Origin of the sequence: Nocardia sp. NPDC057440, assembly GCF_042802915.1 — a bacterium.
Classification (GTDB): Bacteria; Actinomycetota; Actinomycetes; order Mycobacteriales; family Mycobacteriaceae; genus Nocardia.
The window spans coordinates 242,899-267,658 of record NZ_JBHVDF010000007.1 but is presented as its reverse complement, the minus strand read 5'-3'; the positions used below and the strand labels follow the sequence as shown (position 1 = coordinate 267,658).

General features: G+C 67.0%; 14 protein-coding genes. 5 read left to right on the top strand and 9 right to left on the bottom strand.

What is annotated here, in order from left to right; genetic code table 11:
• Window position 1: 1 nt before the first annotated feature.
• A complete protein-coding gene (locus ACFU4Z_RS17210; protein ID WP_379063927.1) occupies window positions 2–562 on the bottom strand; it encodes a hypothetical protein in 561 nt (186 codons plus the stop codon).
• A gap of 324 nt (window positions 563–886) precedes the next feature.
• Here ACFU4Z_RS17210 and ACFU4Z_RS17205 point away from each other — a divergent pair, with 324 nt between their 5' ends.
• Complete coding sequence (locus ACFU4Z_RS17205) at window positions 887–1,558, top strand: hypothetical protein (RefSeq protein WP_379063925.1); 672 nt, start codon at window positions 887–889, stop codon at window positions 1,556–1,558.
• Between the two features lie 89 nt (window positions 1,559–1,647).
• Here ACFU4Z_RS17205 and ACFU4Z_RS17200 read toward each other — a convergent pair whose 3' ends face one another.
• From ACFU4Z_RS17200 to ACFU4Z_RS17190, 3 genes are all read right to left on the bottom strand, one after another.
• Window positions 1,648–2,532 carry an alpha/beta fold hydrolase gene (locus ACFU4Z_RS17200; protein ID WP_379063923.1) on the bottom strand — a complete coding sequence of 295 codons (885 nt, stop codon included), beginning with the start codon at window positions 2,530–2,532 and terminating at the stop codon, window positions 1,648–1,650.
• Window positions 2,533–2,819: 287 nt separating this feature from the next.
• Entirely contained in the window at window positions 2,820–3,401 is a 582-nt protein-coding gene (locus ACFU4Z_RS17195) for an HdeD family acid-resistance protein (protein ID WP_379063921.1), read from the bottom strand.
• A 61-nt stretch (window positions 3,402–3,462) separates the two neighbouring features.
• Window positions 3,463–3,876 carry a VOC family protein gene (locus ACFU4Z_RS17190; protein WP_379063919.1) on the bottom strand — a complete coding sequence of 138 codons (414 nt, stop codon included), beginning with the start codon at window positions 3,874–3,876 and terminating at the stop codon, window positions 3,463–3,465.
• A gap of 218 nt (window positions 3,877–4,094) precedes the next feature.
• Here ACFU4Z_RS17190 and ACFU4Z_RS17185 point away from each other — a divergent pair, with 218 nt between their 5' ends.
• A complete protein-coding gene (locus tag ACFU4Z_RS17185; protein WP_379063917.1) occupies window positions 4,095–5,081 on the top strand; it encodes a glycosyltransferase family 9 protein in 987 nt (328 codons plus the stop codon).
• Between the two features lie 13 nt (window positions 5,082–5,094).
• On the opposite strand, the gene ACFU4Z_RS17180 is transcribed toward ACFU4Z_RS17185, so the two are convergent.
• Window positions 5,095–5,418, bottom strand: coding sequence for an ArsR/SmtB family transcription factor (locus ACFU4Z_RS17180; RefSeq protein WP_379063915.1), 324 nt, complete (start codon window positions 5,416–5,418; stop codon window positions 5,095–5,097).
• 183 nt (window positions 5,419–5,601) lie between these two features.
• Between ACFU4Z_RS17180 and ACFU4Z_RS17175 the strand changes: the two genes are divergently transcribed.
• Window positions 5,602–6,339, top strand: coding sequence for a M23 family metallopeptidase (locus ACFU4Z_RS17175; RefSeq protein ID WP_379063913.1), 738 nt, complete (start codon window positions 5,602–5,604; stop codon window positions 6,337–6,339).
• Window positions 6,340–6,484: 145 nt separating this feature from the next.
• Complete coding sequence (locus ACFU4Z_RS17170; RefSeq protein WP_379063911.1) at window positions 6,485–7,600, top strand: hypothetical protein; 1,116 nt, start codon at window positions 6,485–6,487, stop codon at window positions 7,598–7,600.
• 137 nt (window positions 7,601–7,737) lie between these two features.
• Here the strand turns inward: ACFU4Z_RS17170 and ACFU4Z_RS17165 are convergent, their stop codons facing one another.
• On the bottom strand, window positions 7,738–8,064 hold the full coding sequence (locus ACFU4Z_RS17165; RefSeq protein ID WP_379063909.1) for a hypothetical protein: 327 nt from the start codon (window positions 8,062–8,064) through the stop codon (window positions 7,738–7,740).
• Between the two features lie 237 nt (window positions 8,065–8,301).
• On the opposite strand from ACFU4Z_RS17165, the gene ACFU4Z_RS17160 reads away from it, so the two are divergent.
• Window positions 8,302–8,637: an RNA polymerase-binding protein RbpA gene (locus ACFU4Z_RS17160; protein ID WP_328400575.1), complete on the top strand. Its 336-nt coding sequence runs from the start codon at window positions 8,302–8,304 to the stop codon at window positions 8,635–8,637.
• 376 nt (window positions 8,638–9,013) lie between these two features.
• On the opposite strand, the gene ACFU4Z_RS17155 is transcribed toward ACFU4Z_RS17160, so the two are convergent.
• The 3 genes from ACFU4Z_RS17155 to ACFU4Z_RS17145 all read right to left on the bottom strand — a co-directional run bounded on the left by ACFU4Z_RS17155 (window position 9,014) and on the right by ACFU4Z_RS17145 (window position 24,685).
• Window positions 9,014–9,796 (bottom strand): ABC transporter permease, encoded by a 783-nt coding sequence (locus ACFU4Z_RS17155; RefSeq protein WP_379064302.1) that lies wholly within the window; start codon window positions 9,794–9,796, stop codon window positions 9,014–9,016.
• A gap of 142 nt (window positions 9,797–9,938) precedes the next feature.
• Window positions 9,939–10,934 carry an ATP-binding cassette domain-containing protein gene (locus ACFU4Z_RS17150; RefSeq protein ID WP_379063907.1) on the bottom strand — a complete coding sequence of 332 codons (996 nt, stop codon included), beginning with the start codon at window positions 10,932–10,934 and terminating at the stop codon, window positions 9,939–9,941.
• Window positions 10,931–24,685 carry an amino acid adenylation domain-containing protein gene (locus tag ACFU4Z_RS17145; protein WP_379063905.1) on the bottom strand — a complete coding sequence of 4,585 codons (13,755 nt, stop codon included), beginning with the start codon at window positions 24,683–24,685 and terminating at the stop codon, window positions 10,931–10,933. Before ACFU4Z_RS17145 ends, ACFU4Z_RS17150 begins: the two co-directional genes overlap by 4 nt.
• Window positions 24,686–24,760: the final 75 nt, after the last annotated feature.

Below are 24,760 nucleotides of genomic sequence, written 5' to 3'. Positions count from 1 at the left end.
TCTACTGCATCTGATCGAGCATGTCGGAGAACGCTGCCTCGAGCCGCAGCGCCTTTTTGATCTTGTCGGCGGTGACGAAGGGGTACTCGCCGTATTCCAGGAAGCTCGGAAACTGGTGTGCTCGGACGAATTCGACGAACGCCGCCGGGTTTTCCTTCCAGTCCTCGGGGAACCCTTCGAGATTGGTGAAAACGGTGGTGATACCGGTCTGACCGAAGAGCGTAATGGCGTCCTCGGTGTACTTGTCGAAATCGGTGTCGAAGATGCCTTGATATTGAAAGTGCAGTCCCGAGCCGACGTCGAACAATACCCACCGAAGATAATGCAGCCGCAAGGGCGCCAGCACATCCGGACTCCCCGCTACCGCCTCTTCGATCTGCTTGCCGTATGCGCGAATCGCCTCTTCGCGACCAGGTTTCACCTTTGCGATGATCGAGAACCCGTAGCAGGCAGGCGTCCGTGGATAGATCGGGCCATAGCGACCCCGTTCCAGCTCGAAATAGCCTTCCCTCGGGATGGCCATCGCTGCCGGCTTGCTCCAGTCCTGACCGCTCGCTGACATAGCGTCACCTACCTTGGCCGCCACGGGAAAGCTGGACGCTAACATGGTAAGCACTTGCCACATATAGCCGCAAACCTCCCGCTATCGTCGATTGCCGGGACCCGGGTCAGCGCACAATTCGAGTCCCGCTTCCCTTCTACGTTTTGGCGGGGTATTTGACAATTCAATCTTATTACCGAACCGCCCGCACCTCGATCCGGCCGCACGATTCAAGTGGCCGTAGGCTTCGCAGAATCGGATCTCCCTGAAATACCGGACGTCCGATATATTTCCGGAGAAACCCGAATACCGGCCACCGGCGCCCAGGTTTGACAGGATGACTCCATGTCGACATCGCCGCAACACACCAGCCCGGCGCCGACCCCGCGCCAGTTGTCAACGCCGCGAGCCGCCGCACTGGCCGGAGTGGTCTTCTCGGTGTTGTTCGGTACGACGCTGATCCTGATCCGCATCCACATGCCTGCGGGCCATGAAGATTCAGCTCAGTGGCTGCAGAACCAACAGAGCGCGATCACGACAGCAACGGTGCTGATGCCCTTCGCCGGCATCAGCTTTCTTTGGTTCATCGGCGTCGTACGCGACGGATTCGGGCGCTACGAAGACAGGTTCTTCTTGTCCGTATTCCTCGGCAGCGGGCTGCTTTTTGTGGCGATGATGTTCCTCGCCACGGCCGTCGCCGCAGGCTTGGTGGCAAGCAACACCAGCGTCGCCGACCCAGCCGCCCACGCCGAGGTGATGAACTTCGGCAAAATGGTCATGGTGTCGGCAAGCCAGACCTACGCGCTTCGCATGGCGGCGGTGTTCATGATCTCGCTCGCGACGATCTGGCTGAAAACCAGGCTGATGCCCCGCTGGCTCGCAGTTCTCAGCTACGTACTGGCCGTGGCGCTACTTATCGTCAGCGAGGCGAGCATGTGGGTGGAGCTGGCATTCCCCGCCTGGGTGCTCGTCGTCAGCGGATTCATTCTGGCCCGCTCCGGGCGCAGAGAAGAATGAACCGGCCTGGAGAGATTGGAGACTCCCGATTCGGCAGGGAGCCCGTCGGTTCGTGGGTGCCCCAGTGATGTTCGGGCAGTTCTACGCTGTCAGCGCTTGCTCCACTCGATGATCGCGGCGACGATCTCGTCGGCAGCATCCTCCTGGATATAGTGCCCCGCGCCCTCGAGCAAGACAGTTCGGTGGTCCGCGAATTGCTGCTCCCATCGGCGGCGCTCGAGCGCGCGGAACGCGACGTCCTTCGTTCCCCACACCAGCAACGCCGGACGGTCGCGCAACACCGCCAGTCCCTGCTCGACCTCTGCGAGAAATGCTCTACTGCCGAGAATTTCGTGCGGGAACACGTGCACCGGCCGACGTGATTCCGGCGTCGGGAACGGGCCACGGTAGGCGTCCATCACCGCGTCGGGCAGTTTCTTACGCCGGACACCGGCGGGGATGAGCCGTTCGACGAAGAAGTTGTGGCGCAGGATCAGCCAGCCTCCGATCGGACCGCCCAACAACCGTGAAAACGCCTGGGTGCCCGGATCGGACTTCGGCCACGCCCACGTGTTGCCGACCACGAACGCGACGAACCGGTCGGGGTGTCGCGTGGCGACGGCGAATCCGATCGGGCCGCCCCAGTCCTGCACCATCAGTGTCACATCACGCAAGTCGAGCCGCGTGACCAGCTGGTCGACCACGTGGGCATGCTCGGCAGGCGTGAATCCGTATCCGCGAGATGCCTGCGAGAGTCCGAACCCGGGATAGTCGATCGCGATACAGCGGTACTGATCCCGCAAACCGATGATCACGTCGCGGTAGAGGAACGACCAGGTCGGATTGCCGTGCAGCAAGATCAACGGCGGCCCGCTGCCCTCGTCGACATAGTGCACCCGCGAACCGTCGATCTCTTCGAAGTGGCTTGCGAACGGATACCGCTCAGCGGGGATCCAGGCCGGTCTGGAGGGCGTGCCGGCGTTACTACTGTCCATCGCGGATCGTCTCCTTCCCGCAGTGGTGGGTTCCACCGGAATACCGATCCCGCGCGCCGCGCGCCGCGCTTTCGGAGTGTGCTCAACCGCGACGCCGATCATGTCGAGGCTTCGATCCGGGGATGCCGAAGACGCCTACGCATACGCCAGGACGTACTTCACGATGATCAAATCGTCGCGACCATGTCGCGGCGGGTTACCGGCAGCATTCAGGGATCGAAACCCTGGCGACCGGAAAACGAATCCGACCCGCACCACGGGTGCGGGCCGGACACTGTTTCACGAGTTCAGAGACCCTCTTGCAGCCGCTTGGCGTCCTTGCGAACACCGAACGACGTGATGATCTCCATAATGCCGAGGACCACCAGCCAGATGCCGGCAACCCACGCCAGCGTCGCCACCGACTCGACGGGCCAGACAATCAGCACGATACCCGCGATCGCGGTGATCACACCGAAGAAACCGATCCAACCGCGCCCCGGCAGTCCCGGCTCGGAGATCGCGGCCATCGCCGAGGCCACGCCACGGAACAGCCACGCAATACCGATCCAAATGCCGAGCAACAGAATCGAGGCAAGCTCGTCGCGGAAACAGAAGACGCCGATCACGATCGACAGGACGCCGGTGATGAAGGAGAGCACCCGCACACCGGCACTCGCCGGCGCGCCGAAGGCGGCGAGCAACTGCAGCACGCCGGAAACCACTAGATAGATGCCGAAGATGATGCCTGCCACCAACAACGTCTTGCCCGGCCATACCAGAATCAGGACACCCAGGATCACCGAGAGGAAGCCGGTGACCAGAACTGACTGCCACGCACTGCGGGCAAGTACCTGCAGCGGTCCCTCTACCACGCTGTTTGTCGTCATATCGAGATGCTAGGCCCTGCCGGAGCGGTTTTCTGCACATTTGCTGAACAACGCGCCCGCCCTAGTGAGCGGAGGAAGTTATGTTAACCATCCACGCGACGCCGAACTTGTCCGTGCACATGCCGAACTCGTCGCCCCACATCTGCTTCTCCAGCGGCACCGTCACAGCACCCCCCTCGACCAGCTTGTCCCAGTAGCCGTGTAGTTCGGCGCTGTCGTCGCCGCTGAGGCTGATCGAAATGCTGCTTCCCGATTTGTATTCCATGCCGGGCGGGGTGTCGGAGGCCATCAGCGTGAACCCGCTCGACGTCTCCAGCATGCCGTGCATGACCAGCTCCGCGCCCGGCGCGTCCTTGTCGCCGAACTTGCCGAAGGTGTCGATGGACAGCGCGCCGCCGAACACCTCTCGATAGAACTCCAATGCCACCTGGGCCGTGTCTCCGAAACTGATGTAGGGATTGAGCCGGGAGACCATGGGACGCTCCTTGGGAGTAGTTGCCGCCACCTGGGAGATTAGTCCTCGGACCGAGCCTCGGCATGGATACCGGGCGTGTGGCATAGATAACGTCCGAGTCGTCGACGTTTACTGCCGGAAAACGTCGGGTAGTCATCCCTAAGTGACTCTCGTCGCGTGCACCACGGATGCGCGCGTTCGGGTCGGGTTCGTGAGTCTCGGGTGGCTAGGAGAAGAGGGTGGCGGTTGTACTCGTGCTGCAGGCACGTGGCCTCGGTGATCTGCTCACCGCGGTCCCGGCATTACGTGCGCTGCGCAGAGCGAGGCCCAACGACCACATCGTCCTGGCGGCGCCGCACCGTTTGAAGCCGATCGTCGACCTGATCGCCTCCGTCGACGCCATGGTGCCGACCGGTGAGCTCAGCGCATTCCGCTGGGACGGCCCGCCGCCCGAACTCGCCGTCAATCTGCACGGTCCGAGCGCCGAAAGCATCGTCACGCTCACCAAGACCGAGCCCGGCCGCATCCTCACCTACCGCAACGCCGCCTTCCCCGATTTCGAGGGCCCGAAATGGCAGCCGGATATGCACGACGTCGAGCGCTGGTGTCATCTGCTCGAATCCGACGGCATCGCCGCCGATCGACGCAACCTCGGACTGGTGCCACCGGTATCGACGACCAGCCATCGGGACTGCGTCGTCGTGCATATCGGTGCGGGCGCTCCTGCCCGACGCTGGCCGCCGGACCGATTCGCCGCCGTCGTCCGCCATCTCCTGGTACTCGGTCGCGAGGTGGTTCTCACCGGCGACGAGATGGAGCGGGATATCGCGTTGAATGTCGCCGCGCGCGCGAGCCTGCCGACCAGGCGGGTGCTCGCGGGCGAACAGAACCTGATCGAGCTGGCCGCCACCGTCGCCGAGGCCGAGCTCGTCATCTCCGGCGATACCGGCGTCGCGCATCTGGCCACCGCCTTCGGTACCAGGACAGTGCAGATGTTCGGGCCGACCCCGCCGCGCTGGTGCGGACCGCCCCCGCACCTGCTCGGCAGGCATGCGGTGCTCTGGGCGGGCCAGGTCGGCGACCCCGATGCCGACACCCCCGATCCGGGGCTGCTGCGGATCGGGGTCACCGAGGTGATCAACGCTGTCGACAAGCAGCTCACCAAGCGCACGTGGCCGGGCACCGGCACCGACCGCCGCCGCGCCACTTACCGCAGGGTGGGCTGACAGCCGCCTGCGGTCAGATTCCCTCTTCGGCTCGTGCGGTGCTGAGCGCGGCCGCGTACGCGGCGAGCGCGCTCGGCCAGAACTGTTCCAGATAGTCGCGTGCATCGCCGAGCCCGCGCGGGTCGAGGGAGTACAGCCGCCGGTTCCCGTCGCGGCGCATCATCACCAGCCTGGCTTCGCGCAGCACCCGCAGATGCTGGGAGACCGCAGAGCTACTCACTCCGGCAATGGTCGCCAGCTGACCGACGGATAACGGCGCCGTGGGCAGCGACTCGAAGATCGCACGTCGAGTCGGGTCGGCTAGCGCCTCCAGCGCCCGAACTCCGTTAGTGGCCACTTAAGTATTGTGATCAACTAGCATCCAATTGGTCAATTCGGCCGATTGTTGGATTTCCCCAGGTCGGCTCGATTGTCACGCAGTTTCGTTATCTACTCGTGACACGCCAACAGGGATTTTGTACCACTGTGACGGTAACCACACGATTGCAGAACCTGCATCACGCTCCCGTACGTTCAAGTCATGCCCGTGACCGTTCCGTTATCAACCAGCCGTTCCCGTCGATTCCGCGTCGCCACCCGCGCCGCAGCCGTCACCGCGATCGTCAGCGCCGCATTCGGCGTGCTGGCCGCAACTGATCACCAACAGGCCGATGCGACTGCCGCAGGCCAGCTGATCGCAGGCAAGTCCCCCGCCGTGCTGACCGACGCCGAAGCCCACAATGCCACTCAGTTCATTGCCTTCACACCGCCCGAGGCGCAGTCCGCGCCCGAGGCCGTGAGCTGGGAAGAGCACCAGATGGCCGCCCAAGCTGCCCAAGCCGCCGAACCCGCCCAGGCCGCCGAACCCGCCCGGCCGCACACCGTCCGCCCGATCATGGGCATGCTGACCTCCAACTTCGGCTCGCGCTGGGGCACCCTGCACGCGGGCCTCGACTTCGCCGACCCGCTCGGCACCCCGATCGCGGCCGTCACCGACGGCACCGTCATCGAGGCAGGCCCCGCCTCCGGCTTCGGCCTGTGGGTACGCGTCCAGCAGGACGACGGCAGCGTCGGCGTCTACGGCCACGTGAACGACATCCTGGCCAGTGTCGGCCAGGAGGTCCGCGCGGGCGACATCATCGCCACCGTCGGCAACCGCGGCTTCTCCACCGGCCCGCACCTGCACTACGAAGTGCACCAGCCGGGCATCGGCCCGGTCGATCCGCAGCCGTGGCTTGCCGCTCGCGGCATCGAGGTCGGGCACGCGGCAGACGACTGAGCCGCCCCTGAATAGTTCGGTGACGTTCGTGAGTCGATGAGGGACTCGCGAACGCCTCCGGTTCATCCCCTAGCACTCCGGTATCAGCCGCGAATGGCGCTGTAGCGGGACGTGCCCGGGCGGTGCCGATTCCTACCGTCGGTGCATGCCGACGATCGACATCGACTCCGCAGCCAGAGATTCCGCGCCCCGCCACCGCCGCACCCAGGCCCGCGTCCGCCCCGCGGGCCGTCTGCATCGCCCACTATTGTGGATGGTGGCCGCGATGGCCGCGCTCATGCTGGTTTCGGTGGGCGGCATGATCATCGACGACCGGATCTTGCTCGGCGAGTCGGTCTGGCTCAAACCCTTCAAGTTCGGCTTCGCTTTCCTGCTCTACGGCTTCACGCTGGCGTGGCTGTTGTCGTTGCCGCACAAGGGAAGCCGGGCCACCTGGTGGCTGGGCGCGGTGTTCGCCATCACCGGATTCGCCGACGTCGGGTTCATTGCCGTGCAGGCCGCGCGCGGCACCTTCAGCCACTTCAACAACTACAGCACCGACACCGTGAACTCGATCGGCCAGCAGGTGTTCATGTCCGGCGTCCCCGGTCTGTTCCTCGCGAATCTGATTATCGCGCTGATTCTTTCGTGGCAGCGAATCGTCGACCGGCCGATCGCGCGTGCCATTCACGCCGGCCTGGCACTCGCCGTCGCCGGGATGGCAATCGCCTACCAGATGGGAAATACGGGCAAGCAGCTCGTCCGCGACGCGAACGGCAACGTCGTGGAACTCATCGCCGGACACACCGTCCTCGACGACGCCACGCGTGCGGCGGACGTGCCCCGCGACGGCGTGGGCGGTATGCCGATCACCCACTGGAGCACGATCGGCGGCGACCTGCGGGTGCCGCACTTCGTCGGGCTGCACGGTATCCAGGTATTACTGCTCGCGGCCTTCGCCTTGGCCTGGCTGGCCCCGCGGCTGCCTTGGCTGCGCACCGAAAGTGCACGCACGGCGGTCATGGGCGTGCTGGCGTTCGGCTACGCCGGGATGCTGTCGATCGTGACCTGGCAAGCCATCCGGGCCCAGTCGCTGATCCACCCCGACGGCGCCACATTGGCCGCCGCCGGAGGCCTGACGGCGATCATGGGGTTGCTGCTCACCGTCATCTATCTGCGCAATCGCGCGACCGAGATCGACCAAACAGAAGATCCCATCCAGCCGCTCGCCGCCATCGCCGAGTCTCGACTCCGCACACCAGGTGCTCAGCCGCTCGGCTGAGCCATGCGCCACCGTGATCCCGATCATCAGCCGAACGACGCCGCGTCCGACGGAGCCGTTCGGCTCGATCCGTTCCCAGACGGTCGCGCCACCGTGCGGCCCCGGCGCTCCTGCGACTCCGCTCGTGCCGACCAGGATCAGCGCAAGCGTTCGGCGTCCCGGGTCAGCTCGAGCAGCGTCGCGCTGAGACCCTTCAGCTCCTCGGTGTTCGCGCCCTCACCGATCGCGGTGGCGACATCCTCCGCAGCGCATCTCGCGGCGAACCAGCGGTCAGCCAGATCCGCCGCCTCCGGTGCGCTGAGCACAACGGAGTCGTCGGGAATCCCTGTCCCCTTCAAGCTGTTGCGGTGTTCGTAGGCGCGTTGGCGACACGATTGGCGGCAGTACCGGCGACGACGCCCGGCCTCCGATTCCACGATCTCCCGCCCACACCACAGGCAGGACACCAGCAAGCGGCGCGACATGAGGCAGAACATTAGTGGTCGGTCTCACTGAATGAACCTGGAGGTCCCCAGGAGTGGCGACACCACAGCCGCGCCACGGTCAGTACTACCCACCGACTACAATGGAACGGTTCACCGTCGCCGTGTCGGGAACTATTAGCGCAGGCCCGTTCGTTGCACATAAGGTCCAGCGAGCGTGAGCTCGTCCGGACACGGTCGCAGCGCAACAAGACTCGAGCACCTAGGGAGAGGCACACCATGGCAGATCGCGTACTCCGGGGCAGTCGGCTCGGAGCGGTGAGCTACGAGACCGATCGCGACCACGACCTGGCTCCGCGACGGATCGCTCGGTACAAGACGGACAACGGCGAGGAATTCGACGTGCCGTTCGCCGACGACGCCGAGATCCCCCCGACCTGGCTGTGCCGCAACGGCCAGGAGGGCACCCTCATGGAGGGCACCACCCAGGAGACCAAGAAGGTCAAGCCGCCGCGCACCCACTGGGACATGCTGCTGGAGCGTCGCAGCAAGGACGAACTCGAGGAACTGCTCAAGGAGCGCCTCGACCTCCTGAAGACCCGGCGGCGGGCCTAGGTCACGGGCCTGCACATCGACGAAGGGGGGGGGGGGGGGGGGGTCTATTGACAGTGACTCGCGCGCTACCCTGGGGACCTCTCGTGGAGGGGCGCCGCGCGCGGGGCCCCCCCCCCCCCCCCCGCCGGCGGGGGCGGGCGCGCCCGCCCCGGCGGCCACCACACGCACCCCGGTCGAAACCAAGTTGGCGCGTCCGCCCCCCCCCCCCTTTCACATTTCCGGAACATTGTTGCCCGGCTGCGTGCCGGACCGCGCACGACAGCAACCGGCCTGCCGCATTCCTCGGCAGGCCGGTTGCGTGCTGTTCGACACGATGAGGTGCCCGTTCACACGATGACGACACCCACTGCGGCCGTGGCCGACTCGCTCCGATCGGCTAGTGGCTCGCGACCTTCCGATAACGCAGCAGGGCCAGCGGGACGACGATGGCAAGGATCAGCAGCGAGCAGCCGACGGCATATTCGATGCAATGCTCGGCGGCCCAGCCGGTCGGGGCGACGAACGAGGGTGGCGCGCCGTTGTCGAACAGCTTTCGGCCCGCGGCCGAGACCGCGGTGATCGGGTTCCATTCAGCGACGGTGCGCAGCGGGCCAGGCAGTGCCTCCGCCGAGATAAAGGCGGAGGAGATGAACGTGAGCGGGAAGAGCCAGATCAGGCCCGCGCTCTGGGCTACTTCGACGGTCGGCGAGAGCAGACCGGTGAGGGCGCCGACCCAGGACATCGCGAAGGCGAACAGCAGGATCACCCCGAATGCCAGTGCGGCGTCGGCGATCCCGCCATTGATCCGCCAGCCGACCGCGTAACCGCACGCGACCATCACGGCCAGGCTCAGGATATTGACCGCGAGGTCGGACAGGGTGCGGCCCATCAGCACCGCGAGCCGCGACATCGGCAGCGTACGCATCCGGTCGATGATGCCCTTGTGTAGATCGCCTGCGAGCCCGACGGTCGTGAAAGCCGCATTGAAGGCGACCGTCTGGGTGAAGATGCCCGCCAGCAGGAATTCGCGGTACTGGCCGCCACCGAGCGAAGCACCGAAGATGTACGCGAACAGGAACACGAACATCAGCGGCTGGATCGTCGCCGTCACCAGCAGCGTCGGCACCCGCAGGATGGTCAGCAGGTTCCGGTAGGCGACGATCGCGCTGTCCCGAATGATCCGCGCCCTCGGATCATGTGTAATCCCTTGGGTCGCTTCCTCTTTCGCCGCGGATGGTGACTTCGGCGCTTCGTCGCGCGCCAGCGTCGGGGTGGTGCTCACGACGACACCTCGCGAGTAGTCGGCACGGCGGTTCGGTCACTCAAGACAGGATCTCCTCTTGTGCGTCATCAGTTTCCGGCGCGAGGCTTGCGGGTTTGCATGCCGCGGCGCCGGTGAGGGACAGGAATACGTCGTCGAGACTGGGGCGGTGCACCGTCGCGTCCACGACACATACACCGGCGTCATCGAGGCGCCGCAGCGCCTCGACCATGGTGCGCGAGCCGTCACCGACCACCACCGATGCCATGTCGGAGCCGTCGTCGCAGCTCGGTTCGCCGATACCGACCTGGGCGAGCACGGTCAGCGCGGGCTGCACGTCCTGCCCGGCGGCCAACGTGATGGTGAGCCGGTCACCGCCGATGGAGGTCTTCAACTCGTCGGCCGAGCCGCGGGCGATGACCCGGCCGCGGTCGATGACGGTGATCCGATCCGCGAGCAGATCGGCCTCCTCCAGATACTGCGTGGTGAGCAGCACCGTGGTCCCGTCATCGACGAGATCGCCGATGACGCGCCACATGTCGATCCTGCCGCGCGGGTCGAGCCCGGTGGTCGGTTCGTCGAGCACCACGACTGCGGGCCGGGCAACCAATGCCCCGGCCAGGTCGAGGCGCCGCGCCATGCCACCGGAGTAGGTGCCCGCCCTGCGATGCGCGGCATGGTCGAGCCCGAAAGCACCGAGCAGTTCGGCAGCGCGAGATGTCGCCTGCCGCTGCGACATTCCGTACAGCCTGGCCACCATGCGCAGGTTTTCGTAGCCGGACAGGTTGGCGTCCACTGCCGCGTACTGGCCGGACAGGCCGATGCGCCGCCTGGCCGTCGCGGGATCACGCAGCACATCGATGCCCGCGACCCGGACCATACCCGCGTCCGGACGCAGCAGCGTGGTGACGATGCGGACTGTCGTCGTTTTGCCCGCGCCATTGGGACCGAGCAGGCCGAGCACCGTTCCGGCCGGGATCTCTAGGTCTATCTCGTCGAGCACCCGTACCCGGCCGTAGCTCTTGACCAGGCCGAGCACTTCCACCGCCAAACTCACGATTGCACCTCGTCTACGATCGGCTCGCTCACCTGTGTGCCTCCTTCGATGTGCCGCTGCCGAGGGCCCGGGGGCTGCGCATCGAGGTGCCCGCGCAGCACAGGCCCGATCACAGCGAGCGACTCCGGTGTCGTCATTGCCGAGTGCCTGCACGGCAGGTGGTGGTCATGGATTTGCCCGGTAACGAACGGCCCCCAGGCCGCCGCGCAGCGGGCGGGGTCGGTTCGATTGATCTCGTCATCGGCGGCGGTGAAGAACAGCAGGTCGCCGTCGAAGGTGCGCGGCCGGAAGCCGTGCGCCTGCACCGTGCCGTTGGTGTAGCCGGCGTAGAGGCGCTCCAGGTGCTCGACGGTGAGCGCCGCAAACGGGCCCGCCTGGGACCGCAGGAGTTCCGCGGCGTCGCTCAGATTGATTGCCGGGTCGAGCTCCGCGCCGTCCGCGAGCAGGTCCGCGCCGAATTCGCCGATGATCTCGGCGATACTGGGGATGGCGTGTTCGAGCCACTCGTCGGAGAGTTGATAGCTGTCCATCATCGACAGCAGCGCGACCTCGTCGCCCGTCTCCTGCAGTTGGACGGCCACCTCGTGCGCAATCAACCCGCCGAGCGACCAGCCGAGCAGATGGTAGGGACCTGCCGGCTGGATCGCCTTGATGTGCGCCGCGTAGTGGCCGGCGGCCTCCGCGATAGAGGCGAACCCGTCCTCCCCCGCGACATGCGGTGCTTGCAGCCCGTACAGCGGCCGGTCCGACGGCAGATGCGCGAGCAGACCCGAATAGCACCAGGCCAGCCCGATCGCGGGATGGATGCAGAACAACGGCGCCTGCGTGGAAGCCGTGCTCGGGCGGATCGGCAGCACCGGCTCCAGGGCGGCGGCGATAGCCGTCGCGGCGGTGCCGGGTCCATCCAGCCTGGCCGCGATGGCGGCCGGGGTGGACTCGCCGAACATCAGCTGCACCGGAAGATCGATCCCGGAAGCCCGCAGCTGCGCGACAACTTTGGTGGCGAGCAGCGAGTTGCCGCCGAGTTCGAAGAACCCGTCGTCAGCGCCGACCAACTCGACACCGAGCACATCGGCGAAGGCCGTGCACAGCGCGACCTCGGTCGGCGTCGTCGGCGCGCGGTAGCCGTCCGCCGCACGAAAAATCGGCTCCGGCAACGCTTTTCGGTCCAGCTTGCCGACCGGGCTCAGCGGCACCTCGTCGATCAGCATGATCGATTGCGGCACCATATAATTCGGCACCAACTCGGCGACGTGCTCGATGAGCTCCGCGGCGGTGACGGCGGTCCCGGCGCGCGGCTTCACATACGCCACCAGCGCGGTGACGCCCGCGGGCGTGTGATACCCGATGGTGGTGGCGAATTCGACGGCGGTGTGGCGGGCCAGCGCGGCGTCGATCTCGCCGAGCTCGATGCGGAAGCCGCGGATCTTGACCTGATGGTCGGTGCGGCCGACGTACTCGATCTCGTGCGCCGACGCGGCCTGCCCACTCCAGCGCACCAGGTCGCCGGTGCGGTACATCCGTTCGCCCGGTTTGCCGTACGGGTTGGCGACAAAACGCTGGGCGGTAAGCCCTGGCCGATTCAGATAGCCGCGGGCCAGCGCATTGCCCGCCAGGTGCAGCTCACCGGTCACGCCGATCGGCGCGGGGTGCAGGCGAGTGTCGAGGATCGTCGCGTTGACGCCGCGGATCGGGCCGCCGATGGTGATCGGCCCCCGCGGCACCATCGGTTGCGAGATCACCGTGACGATGGTGGTCTCGGTAGGCCCGTACACGTTGTACAGGTTGCGGCCCGGCGCCCAGCGAGTGACCAGGTCCGGCGGCAACGCCTCGCCACCGACCAGCACATGCGCCAGCTCGGTGACCCCGGTCGGGTCGACCGTGCCGAGGGCGGAGGTGGTGATGAACGCGTGCGTGATGCGCTCCTCCATGAACACCTGTGCGAGATCGGCGCCGCCGACGACGCCGGCGGGCGTGATCACCAGCGTGGCCGCGCCACCGAGCGCGAGCAGCAGATCGAGCATCGCGGCATCGAAGCTCGGCGTCGCGAAATGCAGTACCCGGCAACCGGGTTGGACATCGAAGCGCTGCGCGGTCTCCGCGGCGAAGTTGGAGAGCCCACCGTGGGTGACCATCACACCCTTCGGGGTGCCGGTCGAACCGGAGGTGTAAATCACGTACGCCGGATTGTCCATGCGCAGCGGAGACGTCCGCTCCGCTGCCGCGATCGGTGCATCCGAGGAGTCGAGCACCGCAGCGCGGAAATCCGGATCGTCGAGGACGATCCACTCCGCGCCCGCTGGCAGTTGATCCAGGTACTCCGCGAGCGTGATACCCAGCGCCGCACCGGAATCCGACAGCATGTGACTGATGCGCTGTTCGGGGTACAGCGGGTCGACGGGCACGAACGCGGCGCCGGCCTTGGCTACCGCGAGCATCGTCGCCACCGATTCGACCGAGCGCGGAATACCCAGCGCCACCAGGGTTTCCGGCCCGACACCGCGTCCGATGAGCACCCGGGCCAGCCGGTTGGTCCACCGATCGAGGGCATCGTAGGTCACTTGGGTGTCGTCCGCCCGCAGCGCGACCGCCTTCCGGTCGACCTCCACCGCCTGTGCGAACAACTCCGGGAAGGTCACCGGACGGTCCGGTTCGCTCCCGCGCACGGGAGCGAGCTCGGACCACTCGGCGGGATCGAGCAGTTCCAGATCGCCGATGGCGGTGGTCGGATTGGCGGCGATAGCGCCGAGCAGGCGCGCCATCCGCTTACCGAGCCGGGCCGCGGTCTCTTCGTCGAACAGGTCGCTCGCGTAATTCACCGACAGTGTGATGCCATCGGGTTCCCGTTGCGCGGTCCGCGATTCGACGAGGGTGAACTGCAGATCGAACTTCGCGATCCCGGTGTCCACATCGGCGGCCTCGATCCGCAGCCCGGGCAACTCGAGTACCCGCACCGGATGGTTCTGCACGGAGAGCATCACCTGGAACATCGGGTGGTGCGCCTGGGAGCGGGCCGGGTTGAGAACCTCGACGAGTCGCTCGAAGGGCAGATCCGCATGCGCGAACGCGTCCAGGTCGGTGTCGCGGACATGGTGCAACAGGTCGGTGAACCTGTCATCCGGATCGATGTGGGTCCGCAACACCAGCGTGTTGACGAACATGCCGACCATCCGATCCAGGGCCGGGTGGCCGCGCCCGGCGATCGGCGTGCCGACGGCAATGTCGTCGGCCGCGGTCATCCGGTGCAGCAGAACCGCGAGCGCGGCGTGCAACACCATGAACATACTGACGTTGTTGCTGGTGGCGACCGTCTGCAGTTCCCGGTGGGTGAGCCCATCGATCGCGCATTCCACAAGACCGCCGCGATAGGACGGCACGGGCGGGCGCGGGCGATCGGCGGGCACCGCCAGCAGCTCCGGGAGCCCGTCGAGGGCGCTACGCCAGTAGTCCAGCTGCCGGCTCACCACCGAAGCGGGGTCGGACTCGGTGCCGAGAGCGTCCCGTTGCCAAAGCGTGTAGTCCGCGTACTGGATCTCGGGTTCGGACCATTCCGGGCTCTGCTCGTCACACGCTGCCCGGTAGGCCATCGCCACATCGGCGGCCAGCGGTTCCAGCGACCATCCGTCCATAGCGATGTGGTGCACCACCAGCACGAGGACGTTCTCGGTCGACGCGGCGGGCTGCACCGAGTCGTCGGCTCCCGCCGGATCGGCGTCGGGATCCACCGTGATCAGTCCGGCCTTGATCGGCACCGTCTCGGCCAGATCGAAACCCGGAGCGGCGAAACGCCGCACCGTATCGGCTACGTCGCCGGGTCGTACGGTCGCGACGAACAGGGGGACCGCGGCCGCCGCTGGATCGAGGACGACCTGTGACGGTTCCCCATCGATCTCGGTGAATACAGTGCGCAGGGTCTCGTGCCGACGCTGGACCGCGTGCAACGCGCGGACCAGCGCATCGACGTCGAGCTCGCCGTGCATCCGCAGCACAACCGGAATGTTGTAGGCGCCCGCGGTGTGGTCGGCGGCCGCGCCCTGTGCACTGATCTGGTTGAAGCGGTTGAGGAACCACAGCCGACGCTGCGCCGCCGACAACGGAATTCGCTCCGGGCGGTCACGCCGGACCAGCTCCGGCCTGCCCACCTCGCCTGCCGGACCGGAGTCGAGCAATGCGGCGAGCTCGGCGACCGTCGGCGACGCGAAGACGGTACGTACCTCGAGCCTGATATTCGTCGCCGCGGCCAGCCGGGCCACGAGTTGGGTTGCCAGCAGCGAGTTTCCGCCGATGTCGAAGAAGCTGTCGTCGGCGCCGACCGTGTCGACACCGACCAGTTCACCCATCACGCCCGCGACGAGACGCTCGGACTCGGTCTCCGGCGCGCGATCGATGGCGTCCGCGACCAGCTGTGGTTCGGGCAACGCGGCGATGTCCAGCTTGCCGGTCGGAGTCAATGGAATCCGATCCAGCACGGTGATGATCGCCGGAACCATATGCGCGGGCAGTTGTTCGGCGGCCTTGGCGCGGACCTTGTCGATATCCACGCCCACCGCGTCGTCGGCGGCCTGCACGAACGAGACGATCCGATCCACCCCCGCGATATGCCGCACCTCGGTGTGCGCGAACCGCACATACTCGCTCTCGGCGAGCGCCATGGTGATTTCGCCGAGTTCGATGCGGAATCCGCGCACCTTGACCTGGTGGTCGCTGCGACCGAGATACATCAGCTCGCCGGAACCTGTCCAACGCACCACATCGCCGGTGCGGTACATCCGCGAACCAACCGGGCCGCAGGGGTCGGCGACGAACCGGGACGCGGTGAGCCCGAGGCGCTCGAAATAGCCTCGCGTTACGCCGAATCCGCCGACATAGAGGTCACCCGGCACGCCGACGGGCACCGGGCGCAACCGCTCGTCGAGCACCAGCGCCCGCGCACCGCGCACCGGCGTGCCGATGGTAATCGGTTCGTCGAAGGCCAGTGGCTTCGAGATCGTGACGACGACCGTGGTCTCGGTGGGACCGTACCCGTTGAAAAACTGCCGTCCCGGCGCCCAGCGGGCCACCAGGTCGGGGCCGTAGGCCTCACCACCGATCAGCAGCCCACGCAGGTTCGGCAGGGGCCACCGATCGTGATCGATGGTGGCCAGCGCGGCCGGGGTCATGAAGGTGTGGGTGACGCGCTCGCGCTCCATCAGCGCGGCGAGTTCGTCGCCGCCGTAGATATCCGGCGGGCAGATCACCATCGTCGCACCGGATCCCACCGCGAGCAGCAGGTCGAGGATGGCTGCGTCGAAACTCGGTGAGGAGAAGTGCAGCGTGCGCGAATCCCGGTCGACCTGCATGCGCTCGCGGAGCTCGTCGGCGAAGTTCGACAGGCCGCTGTGCGTGACGGCGACACCCTTGGGCTTGCCGGTGGAACCAGAGGTGTAGATCAGGTAGGCGAGGTCGGCGACCTCCAGTGTCCGCAACCTCTCCAGATCTTCCACCAGGCTGTCGTCGAGTTCGTCCAGCTCCGCGAGGAACTCGGGATCGTCCAGCAGCAGCCATTCGGTGATGGGCACGTAATCGGCCGACGACTCGACACCCTCGGCCGCGCTCGCCCGCAAAGCGTCGGCGTGTTCGGACACTGTCACGCCGACCGAGCAGCCGGAGTCGACCAGCATGTGCCGGATCCGGTCGGCCGGGTACTTCGGATCGATCGGAACGAACGCCGCGCCCGATTTGACCACCGCCAACATGGTGGCTACCGACTCGATGGACCGGGTCAGCCCGAGCGCGACGCGATCGCCCGTGCCAAGGCCGCGCCCGATCAATGCGCGCGCCACGCGATTCGAGCGCCGCTCGAGCTCGGCGTAGGTGAGGGAAGCGGCGCCATAGCGCACGGCCGTACGGTGCCCGTGCACGTGCGCGGTCGTCGCAAAGTACGCGGCCAGAGTGAGCTGCGGGGCGGTCGGGCCACCGTGAGCCGGTGCGAGCGTGCGCCGTTCGTTCTCGGTCCGCACGTCGATATCGCGCACCAGCACCCGCGGGTCCGCCGTGACAGCGGCCAGCACCCTCAGGAAGCGGTCGGCCAGGGTCTCGATGGTCGGTGCATCGAAAAGTTCGGTGGCAAAAACGAATTCGAACTCGCGGCCCGGCTCACCGGGTCCTCCGTCACGACCGAAATGCGCGACCCGCAACTCCAGGTCGAACTTGGCCAGCGCGATGTCCAGTTCCTCGGCGCGCAGCGCCAGGCCGGGCAATTCCAGGGTGGGGGCCGCCGCGTCCTGCACCGTCAACGCCACCTGGAACAGCGGGTGGCGACTGGTGGCCCGCGCCTCGCGACCCAGTTCTTCGACGACGCGCTCGAATGGAATATCCGCGTGCGCCATGGCGGCCAACTCGGTGTCCCGATCCGCGCGCAGCAGTGCCGCGAACGAGGTGTCGGGGTTCACGTCGGAGCGCAGCACCAGGGTGTTGACGAACATGCCGACGAGCTCGTCGAGTTTGGTGTCGGTGCGGCCCGCGACCGGGGTGCCGATCACCACGTCGCGGCCACCGGTCACGCAGCGAAGCAGCACCGCGAGCGAGGAGCGCAGCACCATGAACAGGCTCACGCCCTGCTCACGGGCCAGCTCACCGAGTGCGTGCTGCACCGGCTCCGGCACCGTGAAACGCACCGTCTCGGCCCGCAACGTCGGGTCGGCGGGGCGCGGACGGTCGTAGGGCAGCGGCAGTTCGCCGGGCAGATCGGCCAGCGCGGTGCGCCAGTACTCCAATTGAGTGCCCGCGATGCTCTGCGCGTCGGACTCCTCGCCGAGGCAGGCCCGCTGCCACAACCCGAAGTCGGCGTACTGCACCGGCAGCGGCGCCCACGCGGGCACGCCACCCTGGTGCCGCGCCGCATAGGCGGTAGCCAGGTCCCTGGTCAGCGGGTAGAGCGACCAGCCGTCCGCAGCGATGTGATGCACCACGATGCCGAGCAGATGGCGCTCGGATCCGCTGCGCAGCAGCATGATTCGCAGCGGCGCATCCTTGGTCAGGTCGAAACCGCGGCGGGCGAGCGTGTGCAGCGCGCGGTCCGCGCCCACCTCGTCGGTGACGGTCGGCACGAGGGTCGGCATAACCCGCGCAGTCGGCAGCACGATCTGCTGAGCGCCGATGTTGTCCTGCGGAAACACCGTCCGAAGCACCTCATGGCGGTCCACCACATCGGTGAGGGCCGCGTTCAGCGCCGTGACATCCAGATCGCCGTCGATTCGAATGACGAATGCGATGTTGTAAGCGCTGGATTCGGGAGAGAATCGGTTGAGGAACCACAGTCGCTGCTGCGGCAGCGACAATGGAATGCGTCCCGGACGTGGGGTGTGTACAGCCAGCGCCATCCGTTGCGTCCGGGGCGCTTCCGTAATGCGCTCGGCGACGCCCGCGACCGTCGGCGCTTCGAAGATCTCCCGCACCGGCAGGTCGACACCGAATTCCGCGTGCAGCGCGGCGGCGAGCCTGGTGGCCAGCAGCGAGTTGCCGCCGACGTCGAAGAAGCTGTCCTCCGCACCTGCCACCGGCCGCCCGAGGATAGCGGCGAACACCCCCGCGACGCGCGTCTCCAGCTCCGTGCTCGGCGCGCGGGAGGATCCCAGCGCGGCGAAGACCGGTTCCGGCAACGCTTTTCGATCGAGCTTGCCCGAGGGACTGACCGGCATCTCATCGAGCACGATGATCGACGCAGGCACCATGTATCCCGGCAGTCGCTGCCGCGCGGTCTCGCTGACAGCGGCGGCGTCGATCGCCCCATCGGCGGTCAGGTAGGCCGCGAGCCGCGGCTGACCCTGCTCATCGACGTGCACGACGGTGAGCGCGGAGCTCACCCCTGGATGCGCGCGCAATACGTGATCGATCTCACTGAGCTCGATGCGGAAGCCACGGATCTTGATCTGGTCGTCGGCGCGGCCGAGGAAGCGCAATCGCCCGGTCGAATCGGCGACCACCAGGTCACCGGTCCGGTACATCCGTTCACCCCGCCTGCCGTGCGGATTGGCCGGAAAGCGTTGCGCGGTAAGGCTGTAGCGGCCGTGGTATCCGCGGGCCAGGCCGGGGCCCGAGAGATACAGCTCGCCGGGTGTGCCCGGCGGGACCGGGTGCAGCCGCCCGTCCAGCACGAACAGGCGCATGCCACGGACAGGAAGACCGAGCGGCACGGGCGCGCCGGCGACCATCGGCCCGCTCGCGGTCGCGGCGACGGTAGCTTCCGAGGGTCCGTACATGTTGTGGATGCGGTGTTCGGCCGACCAGGTCTCGACCAGATCCGCTGCGCACGCCTCACCGCCGACGATGACCGCCTCGAGCTCGGGCAGGCCCTCGGGCGGCACAGTCGCCAACGCCGCCGGGGTGATGAAGGCGTGGGTCACCCGCTCCTCGCGCAGCAGCGCGGCGAGTTCGGCGCCACCGTAGATCCCCGCGGGCGCCACCACCATCGTCGCGCCGGCCGCGAAGCCGAGCAGCATCTCCAAGACCGACGCGTCGAAGCTCGGCGAGGAGAAGTGCAGTGTCCGTGCCGAATCCGTCACGCCGAACAGATACATCTGCTCACTGGCCAGGGACGCGAGTCCGCCGTGGGTGACGATGACCGCCTTCGGCTGTCCGGTGGAACCGGAGGTGTAGATGAAATATGCCGGATGGCTGGTGCGCATCGGGTGGTGACGATCCGCGTCGGTGATCGGACCGGTGGAGTAGTCCGCGCATTCGGTTTCCAGCGCGTCGGAGCCGAGCACCAGCCAGTCGACGTAGGTCTTGCGGTGCTTGCCGCCGGTGGCCGGCCAGGCCGGCATGGCAAGCAGGCAGTCCGGGACGGTCAGACCGAGTATTGCGCCGGAGTCGGAGATCATGTGCCCGATCCGCTCGGCCGGGTAGCTCGGGTCGATCGGCACATAGGCTGCGCCGGTCTTGGCGACGGCCCAGACCGCGGCGATCGAGTCGAGGCTGCGCGGCAGTGCGATGGCGACCACGACCTCAGGGCCTGCGCCGTGCTCGATCAAGGCTCGCGCCAGGCGATTGGACAGCTCGTCGAGCTCGCGATAGGTGGTGTCGACGCCGAGGTAGCGCACCGCGACCGCATCGGGCAGCCGCTCGGCGATATCGGTGAGCAGCCGGGCCAGACTGATCGACGCCTCGGCGGGCGAACTGGCGATCGGCACCATGTTCGCGGCTTCGCGTCGGTCGAGAATCTCCAGATCGCCGATCGGCATGGTCGGCGCGGCCACCACCGCGTTCAGCACGGCGACAAACCTGCGCGCAAAACTCTCGATCGTCCGCTTATCGAAAACATCGGTGGCATAACCGAATTCGACGGCCAACGGCCCATCGCCGACGCTGTCGTGAATCTCGAGCTGGAAATCGAACTTGGCGACATCGGATTCGATCGGCAGCACCTCGGCCCGCACGCCGGGCAGATCGATGCGCATCTCCGGCGCACGGTCATAGGACAGCATCACCTGGAACAGCGGATGGCGCGCAGCCGAGCGCTCCGGGTTGACGACCTCGACAAGACGCTCGAACGGGACGTCGGCGTTGGCGAAGGCGTTGAGGTCGGTCTCGCGCGCCACGTCCAGCATCCGGTCGAAGCCGGCGGCCGGATCCACATCGGTGCGCAGGACAAGAGTATTGACGAACATGCCGACCAGATCGTCGAGCGCCGGGTCCGAACGGCCCGCGATCGGCGTGCCGATGGCGACATCCGTTGTCGCGCACAGCCTCGCGAGCAACGTCGCCAGCGCGGCATGCAGGACCATGAACATGCTCACGCCTCGCGCCGCCGCCAGTTCGGCCGCGGCAAGGCGGGTCGCGGGGGAAATCGTGAACTCCACCCGATCACCGGTGGTCGACCGGCGCATCGGGCGCGGCCGGTCCAGCGGCAGATCGAGCTGATCGGGCAGGCCCATCAGTGCCGTGCGCCAGTAGGTCAACTGACGGCTCAGCGCGCTGGCCGGATCGGCTTCCTCGCCGAGCAGCTCGCGCTGCCACAGTGCGAAATCGGCGTACTGCACCGGCAGCGGTATCCACTGGGGCGCGCTGCCGCTCGATCGGGCGGCGACGGCCGTCATCAGGTCTCGTGCCAGCGGCGCGATCGACCAGCCGTCACCGCAGATGTGGTGCAGCACAACGAGAAAGACATGCTGGTCCGGTCCGGTGTGCCAGAGCGCGACCCGAATCGGCGCCTGACTGCGCAGATCGAAACCGTACCCGGCGAATTCGGCGGCGAGCGCAGCCACGTCCGCGCCGACCGCATCGATCGGATCGAGGGTGAGCGGGATTTCGGCGGCCGGATGCACGACCTGCCAGGGCCCCTCGGCCGAGTCGGGGAAGGTGGTGCGCAGGCTCTCGTGGCGTTCGATCACGTCGACGAGTCCGGCCCGCAGTGCCTTGTGGTCCAGCGGGCCGTCGATCCGGACCGCGAGAGGCATGTTGTAAGCGGCGGCGTGTTCGGCGAATCGGTTCAGGATCCATAGCCGCTGCTGGGCCAGCGAGAGCGGAATCCTGGCCGGGCGACCGACCGGGACCAGTTTCGGCGAGAACGTGTCCGGGTTGTGAGTGGCGAAGCGCTCGGCCAGTGCGGTGATGGTCGAGGCCTCGAACATGTCGCGGATGGTGAGACCGGTGCCGAGCGTGGCGTTGATTCGTGCCACCGCCCGCGCGGCGATCAGTGAGTTGCCGCCGAGGTCGAAGAAGCTGTCCTCCACGCCGAGATCGTCGGTGTCGAGAACCTCCGCGAAGATGTCCGCGAGCACCCTTTCCACCTCGGTGCGCGGCTCGGCGGCGGTCCGGCCCGCCGGACGATGGGCGTGGGTCGGCGCGGGCAGCGCCTTGCGGTCGATCTTGCCGTTCGGGCTGAGCGGTAGCTCGTCGAGCGCCACGAGCACCGAAGGCACCATGTAGCCGGGCAAACTACGGCGCAGCACCGCGAGCAGCGCGCCGGTGTCCAGGCTCGCGGCGTCGATGTTCGCCGCCGGGGCAGGCACGACGTATCCGAGCAGTTCGTCACCGGTTCGTCCGGCCCGCGCCACGCACACGGCACGCGCGACCCGCTCATCCTCGAGCAGAGCCGCCTCGATCTCGCCGAGTTCGATGCGCAGGCCGCGGATCTTGACCTGGAAGTCGCTGCGACCCAAGTACTCGAGGATACCGTGGTCCGTCTCGTCGGCCTGCCAGCGCGCGAGGTCACCGGTCCGATACATCCGGGCTCCGGGCGTGAACGGATTGGCCACGAAACGATCCGCGGTCAGCCGCGGCTGACCGAGGTAACCGCGAGCCAGCTGGACACCGGCCAGATAGAGCTCCCCCGCCACCCCCGGCGGTACCGGTTGCAGGCGCGAATCCAGCACGTAGGTTTGGGTATTCCACACCGGTGATCCGATGGGCACACTCGGCGGATCGGCCGGGCATGGCCAATAGGTGACATCGACCGCGGCCTCGGTGGGTCCGTACAGGTTGTGCAGCTGTGTTCCGTGCAGCGCGGCGTGGAAATCACGGACCGTGGCCGCGGGCAACGCCTCACCGCTGCAGAAGACCCGACGCAACCCGGTGCAGCCGCGTACATCGGTGTCGGTGACGAAAACCGACAGCATGGACGGCACGAAATGTGCTGTGGTGATACCTTTTTCGGCGATGGTGTGCGCCAGGTAGCCGGGATCTCGGTGCCCGTCCGGTGCCGCGATCACCAGCCGGGCGCCGATCTGCAAGGGCCAGAAGAACTCCCACACCGACACGTCGAAGGTGGCCGGGGTCTTCTGCAGCACCGCGTCGGTGGCGTCGAGTGGATATTCGTCCTGCATCCAGCGCAGCCGGTTGACGATCGCGGCGTGACTCACGCCGACGCCCTTGGGTTTTCCGGTCGAGCCCGAGGTGAAGATGACGTACGCCAAGTGCTCGGCGCGCAACGGCGCGCGCCGGTCGATGTCGGTGATAGGGCGGGGGTCGTAGCCCGACAGCTCGACGGTATCGATGGCCAACTGCGGAGTGTCCGCGGGCAGGGTGCGTTCATCGCGTGCGGCGGTCAGGACGCACACCGGCTCGGCCTGGTGCAGGATCTCCTCGATCCGCTCGGCCGGGTGATCGGGGTCCAGCGGCAGGTAGGCCGCACCGGTCTTGACGATCGCATACATACCGACGAGCAGTTCCATACTGCGCTGCAGGCACAGCCCCACCACCGATTCGGGACCCGCGCCACGGGCGATGAGCAGGCGGGCCAGCCGGTTGGCGCGCTCGTCGAGCTCGCGGTAGGTCAGTGCCTCGTCGCCGAATTCGAGTGCCGTCGCCTCCGGGCAGACCACGGCACGATCGGCGAACAGGTCGGCGAGGGTGCCGTGTTGCGCCGAGGTCTCGGTGGCATTCCACCCGGTCAGCACGCGTTCGCGTTCGGTGTCGGTGATCGCCGTCAGCGACAACGCCGGAGTGCTGGGTTCGGCCGCGAGGAACCTCGTCAAGAAATCGAGGAAGCGGCTGTGGTGTGTTGCCACTTCGGCATCACCGTAGAGCCGTTGGTTGGCCTCGAAGTCGACATGGATGCGGTTGCCTTCGCCGTTGTACAGGTTGATCGACAGATCCTCGACCGGGCCGGTCGCCAGCACGTGCAGCGAGCCGAGCAGGCTACCGAACTTCAGCTCGGTATGGAACAGCATGATGTTGACCATCGGTCCGAAGAATCCACGCGCGTCACGGGAGTACCCGCAGTCTCGGCGAATGTCGTCGTGCTGATAACGCTGATGACGCAACGCGCCGGTGATCTGCAGTTCGGCGGCCCGGACCGCATCACGCACGGTGGTCTCGGGACCGAACTGCAACCGAATCGGCACCACGTTCGACACCACACCGGCCGAACGACGCAGCGCGACAGTGGTGCGTGCCGACACCGGCAGGCTCAGCACCACGTCGGGATTGCCGGTCACCGACCGCACATAACTGGCCAGCGCCGCGACGAACAGGGTCGAGTTGTGGGTTTCACACGCGGCCATCGCCGCGTCCATCGCCGCCGAGGTCGCGTCGTCGAGGACAGCAGTGGCGCGCCGCCTGCCCGCTTCGAGCCCGGCGGCGGTGTCGTTGACATTCGACAACGTCATCGGCTCGCCCGCACCCTCCAACTGCTCGAGCCAGTAGTCACGGTCGGTGCGGAACCGGCTCGAATCGCGGTAGGTGGATGCGTCGGCGTAGATCGTGGCCAGTGGCGTTGCCCGCGAGACCACCGGTTCGGTGCGGCCGTCGATGGCGGTGTAGATCTCGGCGGTGCGGGTCAGCGCATTCATCGCACCGTAGCCGTCGATAACAATGTGATGGGCGCGCGCGTACCAGATGTAGTCCGAATCGCCCGTTCGCAGCACCACATTGGTAGTGAGGGGATCGTGCTCCAGATCGATCGGCGAGCTGGCATGCTCGTTCATCCAGCGCATCGCGGCAGCGTGCGGATCGGCCTCCTCGCGCAGATCGATCCTGGCCCAGCCCGGGCGCCGTTCCGGATCGATCACCTGGTGCGGGACACCGTCTATCTCGACCAGGCGTACATGGCCGACCTCGGTTTCAGCGCCGAAACGTTCGATCGAGTAGAGCAGCAGGCCGACATCGAGATCACCGTGGAGTTCGACGTACTGAGCGATCGTGAGCGGTACATCCGGGCGGATCCGCTGCGCGTACCACAGGGCCGTCTGCGCGGGCGAGAGTGCAAAGGGCTGGGCCGAGAATTCACCGGAAGAACATTGGGCTACACGGTCCGTGGCCAATGAACTCATCAATCACTCCATTTCTTCTGCCGCTGTTGACGCACTCCCCAAAGCACCGCCACAGCAGACGCGCACGCGCCAGCC

Coding starts and splice junctions, on each gene's coding strand:
- ACFU4Z_RS17210 (WP_379063927.1), bottom strand. CDS start 562: ATGTCAGCGAGCGGTCAGGACTGGAGCAAGCCGGCAGCGATGGCCATC.
- ACFU4Z_RS17205 (WP_379063925.1), top strand. CDS start 887: ATGTCGACATCGCCGCAACACACCAGCCCGGCGCCGACCCCGCGCCAG.
- ACFU4Z_RS17200 (WP_379063923.1), bottom strand. CDS start 2,532: ATGGACAGTAGTAACGCCGGCACGCCCTCCAGACCGGCCTGGATCCCC.
- ACFU4Z_RS17195 (WP_379063921.1), bottom strand. CDS start 3,401: ATGACGACAAACAGCGTGGTAGAGGGACCGCTGCAGGTACTTGCCCGC.
- ACFU4Z_RS17190 (WP_379063919.1), bottom strand. CDS start 3,876: ATGGTCTCCCGGCTCAATCCCTACATCAGTTTCGGAGACACGGCCCAG.
- ACFU4Z_RS17175 (WP_379063913.1), top strand. CDS start 5,602: ATGCCCGTGACCGTTCCGTTATCAACCAGCCGTTCCCGTCGATTCCGC.
- ACFU4Z_RS17170 (WP_379063911.1), top strand. CDS start 6,485: ATGCCGACGATCGACATCGACTCCGCAGCCAGAGATTCCGCGCCCCGC.
- ACFU4Z_RS17165 (WP_379063909.1), bottom strand. CDS start 8,064: ATGTCGCGCCGCTTGCTGGTGTCCTGCCTGTGGTGTGGGCGGGAGATC.
- ACFU4Z_RS17160 (WP_328400575.1), top strand. CDS start 8,302: ATGGCAGATCGCGTACTCCGGGGCAGTCGGCTCGGAGCGGTGAGCTAC.
- ACFU4Z_RS17145 (WP_379063905.1), bottom strand. CDS start 24,685: ATGAGTTCATTGGCCACGGACCGTGTAGCCCAATGTTCTTCCGGTGAA.